At 47.2% G+C, this 12,889-nt stretch carries 13 protein-coding genes; 9 read left to right on the top strand and 4 right to left on the bottom strand.

Going from position 1 to position 12,889, the window contains the following annotated elements:
- Positions 1 to 3 precede the first annotated feature (3 nt).
- From VNK96_09305 to VNK96_09345, 9 genes are all read left to right on the top strand, one after another.
- On the top strand, positions 4 to 1,140 hold the full coding sequence (locus VNK96_09305; protein HWP31900.1) for a hypothetical protein: 1,137 nt from the start codon (positions 4 to 6) through the stop codon (positions 1,138 to 1,140).
- Positions 1,137 to 1,568, top strand: coding sequence for a biotin/lipoyl-containing protein (locus tag VNK96_09310; protein HWP31901.1), 432 nt, complete (start codon positions 1,137 to 1,139; stop codon positions 1,566 to 1,568). Before VNK96_09305 ends, VNK96_09310 begins: the two co-directional genes overlap by 4 nt.
- A gap of 30 nt (positions 1,569 to 1,598) precedes the next feature.
- The gene (locus tag VNK96_09315; protein HWP31902.1) at positions 1,599 to 1,958 is read left to right on the top strand and encodes a hypothetical protein; all 360 of its coding nucleotides are present in this window, start codon (positions 1,599 to 1,601) and stop codon (positions 1,956 to 1,958) included.
- Positions 1,959 to 3,320, top strand: coding sequence for an acetyl-CoA carboxylase biotin carboxylase subunit (accC, locus tag VNK96_09320; protein HWP31903.1), 1,362 nt, complete (start codon positions 1,959 to 1,961; stop codon positions 3,318 to 3,320).
- A complete protein-coding gene (gene nusB, locus VNK96_09325; protein HWP31904.1) occupies positions 3,310 to 3,741 on the top strand; it encodes a transcription antitermination factor NusB in 432 nt (143 codons plus the stop codon). The genes accC and nusB overlap by 11 nt, the downstream gene beginning before the upstream one ends.
- A 35-nt stretch (positions 3,742 to 3,776) precedes the next feature.
- On the top strand, positions 3,777 to 4,652 hold the full coding sequence (locus VNK96_09330; GenBank protein HWP31905.1) for a bifunctional 5,10-methylenetetrahydrofolate dehydrogenase/5,10-methenyltetrahydrofolate cyclohydrolase: 876 nt from the start codon (positions 3,777 to 3,779) through the stop codon (positions 4,650 to 4,652).
- A 42-nt stretch (positions 4,653 to 4,694) separates the two neighbouring features.
- Complete coding sequence (locus VNK96_09335; protein ID HWP31906.1) at positions 4,695 to 5,531, top strand: zinc metalloprotease HtpX; 837 nt, start codon at positions 4,695 to 4,697, stop codon at positions 5,529 to 5,531.
- Positions 5,532 to 5,623: 92 nt separating this feature from the next.
- Positions 5,624 to 6,553 (top strand): hypothetical protein, encoded by a 930-nt coding sequence (locus tag VNK96_09340; protein ID HWP31907.1) that lies wholly within the window; start codon positions 5,624 to 5,626, stop codon positions 6,551 to 6,553.
- An 85-nt stretch (positions 6,554 to 6,638) separates the two neighbouring features.
- Positions 6,639 to 8,861 carry a hypothetical protein gene (locus VNK96_09345; GenBank protein HWP31908.1) on the top strand — a complete coding sequence of 741 codons (2,223 nt, stop codon included), beginning with the start codon at positions 6,639 to 6,641 and terminating at the stop codon, positions 8,859 to 8,861.
- A 10-nt stretch (positions 8,862 to 8,871) separates the two neighbouring features.
- On the opposite strand, the gene cydB is transcribed toward VNK96_09345, so the two are convergent.
- The 4 genes from cydB to VNK96_09365 all read right to left on the bottom strand — a co-directional run bounded on the left by cydB (position 8,872) and on the right by VNK96_09365 (position 12,888).
- The gene (cydB, locus tag VNK96_09350; GenBank protein ID HWP31909.1) at positions 8,872 to 9,918 is read right to left on the bottom strand and encodes a cytochrome d ubiquinol oxidase subunit II; all 1,047 of its coding nucleotides are present in this window, start codon (positions 9,916 to 9,918) and stop codon (positions 8,872 to 8,874) included.
- Positions 9,919 to 11,259, bottom strand: a complete 1,341-nt coding sequence (locus tag VNK96_09355) for a cytochrome ubiquinol oxidase subunit I (GenBank protein ID HWP31910.1) — start codon at positions 11,257 to 11,259, stop codon at positions 9,919 to 9,921.
- Between the two features lie 53 nt (positions 11,260 to 11,312).
- On the bottom strand, positions 11,313 to 11,681 hold the full coding sequence (locus tag VNK96_09360) for a DUF6496 domain-containing protein (protein ID HWP31911.1): 369 nt from the start codon (positions 11,679 to 11,681) through the stop codon (positions 11,313 to 11,315).
- 121 nt (positions 11,682 to 11,802) lie between these two features.
- Positions 11,803 to 12,888: a Xaa-Pro peptidase family protein gene (locus tag VNK96_09365; protein HWP31912.1), complete on the bottom strand. Its 1,086-nt coding sequence runs from the start codon at positions 12,886 to 12,888 to the stop codon at positions 11,803 to 11,805.
- Position 12,889 lies beyond the last annotated feature (1 nt).

Genomic DNA, 12,889 nt, shown 5'->3' on the forward strand with positions numbered 1-12,889 from the left:
TCTATGTCTAAACCAACTCCTTCTACACCCACACTCTCTTATCGTTATGATTGGTTCTCTACGGTCCTCGAATGGGGCTCTTCGAAATTCTTAACGATTGGCATCATCCTCACCTTGATTTGCACGGTCGGATTGATTTACTACGTCAACCATTTCAGCAACATTTATTTGAATCCGACATCCGAACAAGAATTGAAAATCATCAAGGAGGGGGAAACTTATATTCGTTATCTCCAGATTGGGTTGATTGTCGGCTTGGTCTTATTCGGTTTAGGGATGACATCGCTTTTCTGGGGCGATATCGCTTTGCCATTGATTCTATTTTTGGTTGCGATTGTCTATTTCTTGGCAGATGAATGGGTTCCCGCCCTCGGAGTCAGTTATCGAGAGACGAGTCCAAGCGCATATGCTCTTGCGAGTGGAGCGATGGGCTCATTGACTTTGGGGGGGCTCGTTTTAGGCATCGGAGCGATTCTTGTGCAAATTGCCGATGTCGCCGCGCGTATGCGACTGCGTGCAATTTATGGAGCTAAGGGAGACGTCATCAAATACGGGGCAGGTGTTCGTGAGGAAAGCGATTATCGAAACGTGTTCATGGGGAAATGCTGGCAGCTTCCCTTCTGTCGCAAATTTATACGAGAAAAATGCCCGATTTACCATAGCCGTCGCACATGTTGGAAAGAACGCGTAGGATGTATGTGCGAAGAAGACGTCATACGAAACGCAATGGCTGGCCAAACGATTCCACGCGAAGCGGTGGCAGCAGCAAAATTTATTCCCTACAATACTCGTTTGACTCCTGAACAAAAAGCGGAGCGATGTCGTCAATGCGTAATTTATAACGAGCATCAACGACATAAATACAAACTCATGCTTTGGGCTACTATGGGTTTAACCGGCTTCATCTATACAATTTTCCACACACCCTTGCTCGAGAGCACGAATAAACTGCTCATCGATTTCGACCAAGCAATGCATCGATTCACGTTCTCGACGCAAGTCCCGGGGGGGACTCAAATCGCAAACGTTTCGACGAGCCCTGACTTGCTCACGGAGATCGTTCTTCTGGGATTCGTTTTACTCGTTATGGCTCAGGTACTCAAAGTCGTGGAATTTTGCGTTTTCAAACTCAAAATATGAGCGGCTTTACGCGAGAAGAAATAGAAGAATTCGTCAACCTTGCACGCAAACACGGTTTAACATCGGTAGAAATTCGTCAAGGAGAGAAAGCACTGCGTTTCGAACTCGGTCCAGAACCGGCCTCTCCATCGAGTAAAGTGGCTTTAATCGCAACGGAAAAAGAAACACCCGAAGAAGTGAGCATCGTAAGAAGCAACTTAGTGGGTTATTTTCGAAATTTGCAAACTCCTATTAAGCCCGGAGACATGGTACAAGAAGACACCATCATCGGCATCATCGAATCTTTGGGCTTGGAAAATGAAATCTTTGCAGGAGTAGATGGTATCATTGAAGAAATTTTCGTGGTAGATGGACAACCGGTGGAGTACGGTCAACCCATCGCTAAAATACGCAAGCGAACGCCTGTCGCAATCGAAACGAGAGAATAAAAAACAAGAGAATAAAATAGCAACGAGAGAATGAAAACTTTAGGATTCACACTGATTAACATTCTCGCTACCATCGCGATTATCTTAATTTTAGCGAGCGTTTTGTACTATGGAATCGGAAACAGCGCAGACACGCAACGAGCGGACAAATTAGGAAAAACGACGATAGGACGTGCAAAACTCCGCGCAAAAGATACGGAATGCCTGAGCAACCTGCGTCAAGTTCGCATGATGCTTCAAATGCAGCCCGAAGATAGCCCAGCGCAAAGCCTACAAGATATCAACCTTCCCGAGAAATTCAAGCATTGTCCCGTAGGAAACGAAAATTATGTATACGATCCTACTACGGGTCAGGTAACCTGCCCTCATCCGGGTCACGAACGTTATTAGATGTTCAAAAAGGTTCTTGTTGCCAACCGAGGTGAGATTGCTTGCAGAATTATTCGCGCGTGTCATGAATTAGGTGTACGCGCAGTTGCAATCTACAGTGAAGCAGACCGCGATAGTCTGCATGTGAAACTTGCAGATGAAGCGGTCTGTGTCGGCCCCCCACCGAATTCCGAAAGTTACTTGAATATGCCTAATGTCTTGATGGCTGCGGTCATCAAAGAATGCGAAGCGGTACATCCCGGCTACGGATATTTCAGCGAACAACAACAATTCGCAGATGCCTTACAATCTTTGGGCATTCGCTTTATCGGACCCCCTGTAGAAACGATAGCGAGAATGGGAGATAAAGCGGAAGCGCGCGAGGCTGCACGGAAAGCGCGAATTCCTATAGTGCCTGGTTCGAATGGACCAGTCGGTTCCGTCGAGGAAGCATTACGAGTTGCAAAAGAGTTAGGATATCCGGTTTTGATTAAAGCCGCTTTCGGGGGGGGCGGACGTGGAATCCGACGCGTGGAATCCGATGAAGAATTAGAACGTCTCCTTACACTCGCTTCGCAAGAAGCAGAAGCGAGTTTCGGCTCGGGAGCGACTTACATCGAAAAATGTCTCGAAAAACCCCGGCACGTCGAAGTGCAAGTCGTAGCGGATATGTACGGAAATTGTGTTCATTTGGGAGAACGTGAGTGCTCGATTCAAAATCTTAGACATCAAAAAATCGTCGAAGAAGCGCCTTTCGCTCTTTTAGACGACGATATCCGTAAAGATATCGGAGACGCGGCCGTTCGCCTCGCGAAATCCGTCGGATACGTGAACGCAGGAACAATAGAATTTCTCATGGACTCTGTCGGAAATTATTACTTCATCGAGATGAACACACGCTTGCAAGTGGAGCACCCTGTCACGGAAGAAATTACAGGAATCGATATCGTGAAACTCATGCTCCGTATCGCGGCAGGCGAAGAACTTCCCTTTTCTCAAGAAGACATTCGCTTCGGAGGGCATGCGATCGAAGCGAGAATTACTGCACAAGACCCTGATAACAACTTCGCTCCCTCATGCGGTGTAATCACCCATTGGTCTCCACCGAAAGGAAACGACATTCGCTTAGACACCCACGTCTACGAGGGATTCGAAGTAACGCCTTTTTACGATCCGCTGATTGCGAAACTTATCGTAAAAGGTTATAACCGAGAAGAGACGGTGCGAAAATTAACGAATGCGTTAGAAGAATTCGAAGTACGAGGAGTGCAAACGAATTTGCCATTCCTTCGACGCCTCACGAAAGAAAAGCGTTTCATTCGTGGAGAACTGCACACGAATTTCGTGGAAGAGTTTTTAGGGCAGGTGGAAAATGTCGTCTAATTCGAGACGACGCGCGCGTTATGTCGCATTCCGTGCGCTCTATCAAATGGATATCGCGGGAGTAACTATAGAAGAAGCATTGAAGGACGCTCAAGAACAAGCAAAACTCGGAGCGGAAGGTCGCAATTTCAGTGCACGACTCGCTTTAGGCGCAGCACAACATCTCGAAGAAATTGACTCATGGATTGAAAAACTCGCGGAAGGATACTCACTCGAACGCTTAGCCGCAGTCGATAGAGCCATTCTCCGATTAGGGCTTTATGAACTTCTTTACGAAAAAGAAACCCCCCCTGCCGTCGTGATTAACGAAGCGGTAGAACTCGCAAAAGAATATTCCACAGAACACAGCGGCGCCTTCGTGAATGGTATTCTTGGAACGTTTCATAAACTACGACAAACAGAATCCGCTTCACCGACATAGAACCCAAACAACACAACGCCCCTATACAGTCATCAATGAATGCAAAAACAAAAGCGATAATTCTCGACGGCAAAAGTCTGAGCGCGAAAATCCGTGAAGAACTCAAATTGCGCGCGCAAAAACTTCGCGAAAAAGGCATCATTCCACGTCTTGACGTTTTCGTATCCGCAGAAGACCCAGCAAGTCAAGCCTATGTGCGAATGAAACGGCGATTCGGAAACGAAATCGGAGTAGTAGGGGAACAATACGAAATTACGAGTGAAACTTCGCGTTCATGGGTTTTAGACAAAATCGCTGAACTCAATGAAAACCCCGAAGTGCACGGCATCCTCGTGCAACATCCATTACCGAAAACATTCGACGAAAATGAAATTCTCTTCGCGCTCGGACCGAAAAAAGATGTAGACGGCATTTCTCCCCAATCGCTCGGTCTGCTTCTCACAGGAGGCAAAGGTTTTCGATGTGCAACCCCCCTCGGCATGATGCGGCTCCTCGACGAATATGGTCTTTCCTGCGAAGGGAAACAAGCGGTGGTCATCGGTAGAAGTGTAATCCTGGGAAAACCAGCCGCACTCATGCTTTTAGAGCGAAACGCAACCGTCACGATATGCCATTCCAAAACTAAAAACTTGGATGACCATTGCCGCCAAGCAGACATCCTCGTAGCAGCAGTCGGAAAACCCGAAATGATAAAAGGGGATTGGATAAAGCCAGGTGCTATCGTATTGGATGCGGGTTACAATAAAGTACCAGGACGGAGCGGTGATGTAGGAGATGTCGAATTCGAAAAGGCATCGCAGATTGCGGGATGGATAACACCTGTACCTGGAGGTATAGGTCCTATGACCGTAGCCATGCTTCTCTCGAACACCCTCGACGCTGCCGAAATGCTGACCGGATCGTATAAATGAAACCTTTGTATAGGAAACCGTCGTTATGAATTAGGAGGATTTATGAGCATTGTAAAAACCGGATTTCTGATGCTTCTCCTTTCTGCCCTATTACTCGCCATCGGCGTAATGGTCGGAAGAGAAGGGGGCTTAGTAGTCGCTTTAGTCATCGCTTTCGTGATGAATTTCGGGATGTATTTCTTCGGGGAGAAGATTGCGCTAACGATGGCACAAGCGCGTCCTCTACCTCGTTCGGAAGCTCCATGGCTATATGAAGCGATGGAAGAACTCTGTCGAAGAGCAGGAATCCCTGCTATACCGCTTTATTACTCTCCTGACCCCCAACCGAATGCCTTTGCGTGCGGGCGAGGACCTGGAGCCGCTGCGATTTGCGTTAATGCGGGTTTGTTGAACTCTATGAGTCAGCGCGAAGTGGTTGGTGTTTTGGCGCATGAAATCGCACACGTGAAAAACCGCGACACGCTCATCATGACTATCGCCGCTGCCATCGGCACGGCAATCATGTTTCTCAGCCGCATGGCTCTTTTCTTCGGAGGCGACGAGGAGCGTCCTAATCCGATCGCCGCGATAACGATAATGATTTTAGGTCCGCTTGCCGCGCTTTTGATTCAAATGGCAGTAAGCCGAGCGCGTGAATACGCGGCGGATGCGCTCGGTGCGAAACTCTTGGGCGACCCGCATCCTCTTGCCGACGCTTTGGAAACTTTAGGTGCATCCGTTGCAAGAATCCCACCTCGCACAGCACATCCTGAAACTGCACACATGTATATTGCCAATCCTTTCTCGGGTGGAGGATTTCTGCAACTTTTCAGCACCCATCCGCCACTTCAAGAGAGGGTTCGCCGACTCAGAACGAATCAATATCTTCAAGAATTATAAATCTCTCGCGAATCGACTATTCGAGGGAACTTCTCGAAAAGATAAACACGTAACTTTGTATAACCTTTCGCTCCATGGAGGTTTGTCGAAAGATGAACAAAATAACTCTATTTTTGGTCAGCCTTGGATTGATGAGTGGGGCATTAGCCGGTTGTGGAGGAGCGGCGAATGCAGTAAACCCAGATAAAGAGAAACAACTTTCCTCCAACCTCGACCAAACAGCCCATCCCTCGGAAGAGCAAGTTTCCGACACTTCGAAATCCGACATTTCGAAAAAGGCAGATTTCCCCGCCGAGTTTACGGATAAACCTAAATCCGAAGAGCCTAAAGGCTTGAAGTCAGGCAAAGTCGAAAACGCCTCTAAGGTGCCTGCTATTTCTTCCAAAACCCTCAAGCAAGAACCCAGAAGCGGCGGAGGGGTAGGAAGACAAGAAGGTCAAGACCGTCCTCGCTTCGGGCAGGGCGGAATGGGCAGAAGAGGCGGATACTTCGGATTGCTTCGCAGAGACGATGTTCGCAAAGAACTCAAACTCACCCAAGAACAAATCGCAAAAATCGAGGCTTTATCAGAGCAGTTTCGAGGACAACCAGGGCAACGCGACCCGCAAGGTGCCCGCGACCCGAATGCCATGCGAGAGCGCTTGCAAAAAATGGAAGCGGCAATCAAAGAAATTCTGAATGCGGAGCAGTTCAAGCGCCTACAAGAACTGCGCCTGCAACTCGAAGGTCCTTCTGCAATTGCCCGACCGGAAGTGCAAGAAAAACTGGGACTGAGCGAAGCGCAGAAAAAACAAATCGAAGAAATCTTGAATAAATCTCAAGAAGAAATGCGTGCATTGTTCCAGCAAGGCGGTGGGGCAGGTGGTCGTCAAGAAGCAATGGAAGCTATTCGCAAAATACGTGAAGAGACTGACAAGAAAATTCTCGCAGTTCTAACCGAAGAGCAGAGAAAGAAATGGGAGACGATGTTAGGAAAACCCTTCAAGTTCGAAAATCCTCCTCCACGTAACCGCAAAAAATAACCTGCCAAATCGTTACCGTTACGACGACACGGGGTAAAACCCGTGTCGTTTTTTCGTTTTTTTGAGAGTATTCTGAAATTCATACATGAAAACTCCGAAGAATTTTCGTTTCGTCTTCGGCTTTCATATGCACTGGACGGGAATGGTTTGGGAATGGGGGCTCGACACGCTTTCGAACAGCATCCGATGCCTAAGAAGAACCCTCGAAGAAACAGGACTCAAAGCGGGATTGAACTTAGACGGGAAAGGAATCGAAGAATTAGCAATCACCGACCCGGAGGCGATTGCATGGATAAAGGATTCTCTATCGCGAGACATTCTCGAAATATGGGGGGGCACATATACGCAGCCTTACGGAATCCTAACCGGAACAGAAAGCAACATCCAACAATTCCTTTTCGGAATTCGAGCAATGAGAAACGCACTCGGAGAAACACCTAAAATCTTTTCCGAAGAGGAAATTCACTTTTTCCCGCAACTTCCCCAAATCCTAAAACAACTCGGTTACGAAGGAGCACTGCTATTTCCGCAACACACATGGTCGACCCCCACCTTCCCGAAAGAAAAAGAGGCAATGATACGATGGAAAGGAATCGGCGGAAGCGAAATTTACGCAATTCCGTATTCCGAACGCTGCCTGATGAGAGGAATACCTACGATAGCACGCACTCTTCGTGACGTCATTGCAAACGAACCCGATGAACCTCTTATGATTACGTGGCTCGAAATTTTAGACAAACCGGATTGGATGTGGAGAACGGAATATGTACTTCCCTATCTAAAAGATATGCTCCAGGAAAAGGATTTTGTAACGAAACCGCAACTTCTCGAAGAATTTTTCGAAACACATCGCAATGAAAAATCTATTCCTGCAAAAGAATACACTTTGGATGAAACGTTCCATGGGATTTCCGTAGGAAAAAATGGAGACGTCCTACCGAAACTTTGGCGGCAAGCCGAACGAACCATCACGCGCGCCGAATATCTCGCCGCATGGTGCAGTTTTCTCGGTCAGCCCTATCCGCAATTTTCGAGTTATCCGGAATGGCAACTTCATGAAGCGTGGAAAAACCTTCTTTGTTCTCAGGGGCACGATGCCTTCGAATGTCAAGGACTAACCGACCACGTGGGAAGGCGTTACGCGCAAACCGCAATCATGCTATCGCAAGACATCGTTCGACGTTGCGGGAAACGACTCGACCAAGTTTTCGGAAAACGTAAAAGCGAACCGACTCCCAGAGAATACGAAGAAAGCGGAGAACGTCTTTTCATAAAAAATACAAACGGCAAGACCGCTATTTCACTAAATACCGGCGAAATCGTCGAAATGAAAATGGATGGCTTTTCTTTTCTTTCGGAACCGTTCGGGTTACCGATGCATGCAAAGATTACTACCCCCCCACGAGTCGTGAAACACGAAGAAGGGCTATTCGTGACTTCTGAATTCGTAATCCCGTGCGGGCGAGGAGTTTTGAAATGGCACGCACCTCATGATAGCGAGTTTCTTCGTGGACAAATCATGCTTCAATTCCAAGAAAAACCGAAAACGGGCATTCTCGAATCCGTCTTCCTCCCTTTACGACCTTCCTTTCCCATTCGTGCTTTGAAAGTGGATACCCCTTTCGCCGTCGTCCAACTCCATCCGAACGGAGAATGGCTTCATCGGCAACCTACAGGACATTGGCTCACGAGCCCTCAAATCGAAGAATGGATTCCAAAGCCAATAGTGCATCAATCCTTCGTTTTCCTCGAAGGAGAAAGGGGGGGGCTGCAATACGTCTCCGCACAAAACAGCCTCGCTCTTGCCAAAGAAAACGGAATGGACGCGGTTTTATACAACGTGGATGCATGGGATGGAGAAAATTGGTTACCCCAGGCGACTATGGATTTCGCATTAATTCCTCATCTCCCAAACGTGAGCAACATGGATTTGTTAGAGTGCGCAGAACTTGCGTTAGGATGGCATCCGTTAGGAAAAGAAACGAGAGGAGAAAATTTTCTCGTTTCTATCCAGGAAGGAAAAGCATCTCTTTCCGCTGTCCGTAAAATCGGAGAAGAATTGGAGATTCGTCTTTTCGAAACGGAAGGAAAAGAACAAAATATCCGCCTCCTTTTCCCATGGAAGATAGAAATTGCGCGAGCCGTAAGTCCTTTAGGAGACGAGTGCGATAAATCGCTCGCAATCGAAAACTCCTTGCTCGGATTTTCGCTATCTCCCTATGAAATCTTGACTTTGCGTTTGCTTTTCGAAGGGAAACGAACGGAATATTTCGATATCGACTCGTATCGAAACATATGGGTCGGATAACTTTTTCCCATCAATGGGAATAAATATCCGTTTCTGGCGATACCTTTCCTTTGAATGCGCGGAACAAGTGCACGAAATAAAAAACTGCCAACACGATCGCTATCCCCCACCATATAATGCCCACTTTCAAACTGAGAGGACCAGCAGCAGCGTTGTGTATCGTCAAATCGAATTCACGATTAATCGTCGAAGTGAGCATCGTGGGATACAAACCTGCAGCCGTCGCTGCAAGCATGCAAACAATAAAGCCAGCAGAGGATAAAAACGCCAAGAGATCGCGTTTTCTAACGACGAACAGCGGAATCAACACCGTCGAAACAATCACGCCGAAAGCGAGAACCCACGTCCATGGTCGCCCGAGGAGATTTCGGTACAAATCAGGGCGCACCTGCGCAGTTGCAATTGTCGTTAAAACACCGACGAGAACCATCACGAACCAAAGCGGAAGGCACAGCGATTGCGAACGTTTCTGCACTTCTCCGGAAGTTTTATAGGAAAGAAAAAGCGCCCCATGCAAAGTCAACACCACGAGAGCGAATACACCTACAGTGACGGTGTACCAGTCCAAAACTCCCGGGTTTTCGCTGACTCGAAAATCGGTAAAAAGAGGTCCCGAAAAGTATCCCGTTTCACCGATGGGCACGCCTCGTATTACGTTGCCGAGCGCGGCGCCTAAAATAATTGCCATGAGAGAAGAAGAGAAAAAGAACGCCCCATCCCAAAAACTTCGCCACAATGCGTTCGTTTCTAATCCTCGAAACTCGATAGAAATCCCTCGAAGAATCAAAAGCCATAACGCCATGATAAGCGGCAAATAAAAACCGCTAAACCCGACTGCATAAGCCTTCGGAAAAGCAAAAACGAGTACCCCCCCTCCGGCAAGCAGCCATACTTCGTTACCGTCCCAGAAGGGCCCAATTGCATTGATGACGGTTCGCCTCTCACCTTCGTTTTTCGCAACGAAAAGATGAAGAATGCCCGCTCCGAAGTCGAACCCGTCTAAAACCACATAAACGGCGAGCATGGCAGCGATGATGAAAAACCACACAGTTTCCATTTATGCTCCCCCCCCTATGATCATCGCCTCTTCTGGACCTTTGGCGATCACCTTTCCGATGAGATACAAAAACAAAACTCCGATGACCAAATACATCCCCATAAATCCGAGGGAACTGAATGCGATGTTTCCTCCGCTCACGAGTTCGGAATTTCCTTCGCTCGTTCGAAACAATCCATAAATCAACCAAGGCTGACGCCCGAGTTCTGCCACGAGCCAACCCATGCTGTTGGCAATGTAAGGAAAAGGAAAAGCGCACATCAAGATCCACAGCATCGCTCGGGATTGGAAAAGTGTGTTTCTCCAAAGTTTGATGCCCGAAATTAACATGAGCAAAATAAATATCGTCCCTAATCCGACCATGATATGATAAGCGTAATAAAGCAACTCGATGTTATCGGGAATTTCGTCTTCGGGAAAATCGTTGAGTCCCTTCACCACCGCGCCGAACGAACCGTAGGCGAGATAACTAAGCACATAAGGTACGTAGATAGGGTTTTCTAATCGCCGGTTGACCACATCCGGCTGCCCTATAATTGCGAGTTCCGCTTTATCCCCTGTTTCGAATTTCCCTTCCATTGCCGCTAATGCAGCAGGTTGATATTTCGCCACCATTTTTCCATGGAAATCTCCCGTAGGGAACAATAGTCCTACACATGAAATAAATCCTGATATCACTCCGACTTTCAAAAAGATTTTTCCTTGCTTTTCGAAACGATTGGAAAGAAGATAAAACGCTCCCACCGCAGACATCACGAACGAGGCAGTTACTACGGAAGCATTCATGTTGTGTAAGTACTGCCAAATTGCCCATGGATTGAAAAGATAGAGCCACATATCCGCAAGTTGCAAAGTGTTTTCCGAAGTCATTCGATAACCAACGGGATACTGCATGAATGCATTCGTAGCGATAATGAAATATCCTGATAGCCAAGCGCCTAAAAAGACCATAACGGCAGCAAATAGATGCCCTTTGGCGCTGAGTCGTTTTTCCCCGAATAAAAATAAACCTAAAAAGGCGGATTCTGCGAAGAAAGCGAACAGCCCTTCCAAGGCAAGTGTGAGACCGATTACCCCACCCGAATAAGTGGAAAAACGAGCCCAATTCGTGCCGAATTGAAACTCCAAAGGAATGCCAGTAACGACGCCTACGACGAAATTGATTGCAAAAATGCGCGCCCAAAACTGCGCAGCGCGATTGTAAGCATCGTCACCCTTTCGAAGAGCAAGAATTTTCAGCACCACGATGAGAAGCGCCAAACCCATCGTAAGCTGCGGGAAAATGTAATGATACGTCGCTAAAAAACCGAATTGAAATCTTCCCCAAGTCAATGCATCCATCGAACACCTGAATTATACGCTGTAGAGTTTAATGCGTCAGTTCAGGTCATACATTACCACAAGCTAACAATCCCCCCGGATATTAGGGGGAGGTCACCTTCGCGACGTAACGCTCGCGTAATTGCCCGCGACCTTGTGCGAGAGACTCTCTTGCGTCGAGATCTTCCCGTTCGCAACTCGCGTTTTGCTTTTTCCCGAGTCTCTTCGAAAACTTTTCCTTCTTTGGGGAGAGGTAATTTCACCCCGGCACGTCTTGCTTTGGATAAACCGATAGCAATCGCCTGTTTGGCAGAACGCACTCCGTGCTCTCCTTTGCGTACATGATGGATTTCTTCACGAACGAATTCACCAGCTTGCGTTGTCGGGGATTTGCCGCGGCGTTTCGCTTTCTGCGCTCTTCGGATAGTCCGTTTTTCTGGCATGTGTTTCTTTACGCCAGGATGTGATACAGAGTTTCGTGTTATTTGAATAAAAACTCTAAATTTGAAAAAACTTTAAAAGTACATCTTGAGAATTTGAAAAAAAATCCTCGAAAGTGTTTCGTTAGTAAACTCTCAATTCTTTAGGAGACTTCGTCAACACCTCTACGCCGTCTTTCGTAATCAGAACGTCGTCTTCGATGCGAACGCCGCCGAATCCCTCGATGTAAACTCCCGGTTCTACAGTCCAAACTTGTCCTTCTTCCAAAACGTCTTTCGAGGTCGCATTCATTCTTCCGACATCATGAACCAACCTTCCCAACCCATGACCTAATCCATGTCCGAAATAAGAATCCAAATTGTATTTTGCTAATACATTTCTCGCCAAGGCATCTATTTCTTTCGCCCCCACCCCGGGTTTCATCGCATCTATTGCAGTCAATTGTGCTTCCAACACCGCATTATAAACTTCGCGTTGACGAACGCTCGCTTCACCGATAACGATGGTTCGCGTTATATCACTGCAATATCCTTCATGACTTGCTCCGAAATCCAAGGTAACGAAATCTCCCTTTGCCAATTTCTTTTCGCTCGGTTCTCCGTGTGGCCTAGAAGAACGCTCCCCACTCACGACAATCGGGTCGAATGCGTTTTTATCCCCTTGTCTACGGATATAAAACTCGATATCCAAAGCGATGTCGTATTCCGTGACACCGGCTTGAAACATGCGCGATGCATGTTCGAAACACGCATCCGCGACTCCACAGGCATAGCGAATTTTTAAGATTTCCTCCTCAGATTTCACCATCCGCAATGGGTCTACGAGTTCCTTGACTGCCACGAACTCCACTTCCGGCATTTTTTCTTTCCATTGTTCGTAGGTCGCAACCGTTACGTATTCCGCTTCGAAACCTAAATGCTTAATATTTCGCTTTTCCAATTCCTCTTGCAAAACTTCCACAGCGAGACGAGGGCTTTGAAAAATCACGATTTCTGCATTCTTCACCTGCTCCTTCGCTTGTTCACGATAGCGGCTATCGGAAATGAAAATATGTTCGCGATTCGTGACGATGCTCATTCCGTAACTCCCACTGAATCCCGTGAGCCAACGTACGTTTTCGATATAGGAAATCAAAGCATTCTCGATTTCTTTTTCTCGCATGCGATTGCGCAAGCGTTCTAATGAGTTTAGTTTCGTAATGGTTTCCATT

The organism is Fimbriimonadales bacterium (genome assembly GCA_035559795.1).
Taxonomy (GTDB): domain Bacteria; phylum Armatimonadota; class Fimbriimonadia; order Fimbriimonadales; family ATM1; genus DATMAR01.

What these genes read in the sequence shown, in the direction of transcription:
- VNK96_09340 (HWP31907.1), top strand. Translation starts at nt 5,624, where the DNA reads ATGAACAAAATAACTCTATTTTTGGTCAGCCTTGGATTGATGAGTGGG.
- VNK96_09360 (HWP31911.1), bottom strand. Translation starts at nt 11,681, where the DNA reads ATGCCAGAAAAACGGACTATCCGAAGAGCGCAGAAAGCGAAACGCCGC.
- VNK96_09315 (HWP31902.1), top strand. Translation starts at nt 1,599, where the DNA reads ATGAAAACTTTAGGATTCACACTGATTAACATTCTCGCTACCATCGCG.
- cydB (HWP31909.1), bottom strand. Translation starts at nt 9,918, where the DNA reads ATGGAAACTGTGTGGTTTTTCATCATCGCTGCCATGCTCGCCGTTTAT.
- VNK96_09310 (HWP31901.1), top strand. Translation starts at nt 1,137, where the DNA reads ATGAGCGGCTTTACGCGAGAAGAAATAGAAGAATTCGTCAACCTTGCA.
- VNK96_09335 (HWP31906.1), top strand. Translation starts at nt 4,695, where the DNA reads ATGAGCATTGTAAAAACCGGATTTCTGATGCTTCTCCTTTCTGCCCTA.
- VNK96_09330 (HWP31905.1), top strand. Translation starts at nt 3,777, where the DNA reads ATGAATGCAAAAACAAAAGCGATAATTCTCGACGGCAAAAGTCTGAGC.
- VNK96_09355 (HWP31910.1), bottom strand. Translation starts at nt 11,259, where the DNA reads ATGGATGCATTGACTTGGGGAAGATTTCAATTCGGTTTTTTAGCGACG.
- VNK96_09345 (HWP31908.1), top strand. Translation starts at nt 6,639, where the DNA reads ATGAAAACTCCGAAGAATTTTCGTTTCGTCTTCGGCTTTCATATGCAC.
- accC (HWP31903.1), top strand. Translation starts at nt 1,959, where the DNA reads ATGTTCAAAAAGGTTCTTGTTGCCAACCGAGGTGAGATTGCTTGCAGA.
- VNK96_09365 (HWP31912.1), bottom strand. Translation starts at nt 12,888, where the DNA reads ATGGAAACCATTACGAAACTAAACTCATTAGAACGCTTGCGCAATCGC.
- VNK96_09305 (HWP31900.1), top strand. Translation starts at nt 4, where the DNA reads ATGTCTAAACCAACTCCTTCTACACCCACACTCTCTTATCGTTATGAT.
- nusB (HWP31904.1), top strand. Translation starts at nt 3,310, where the DNA reads ATGTCGTCTAATTCGAGACGACGCGCGCGTTATGTCGCATTCCGTGCG.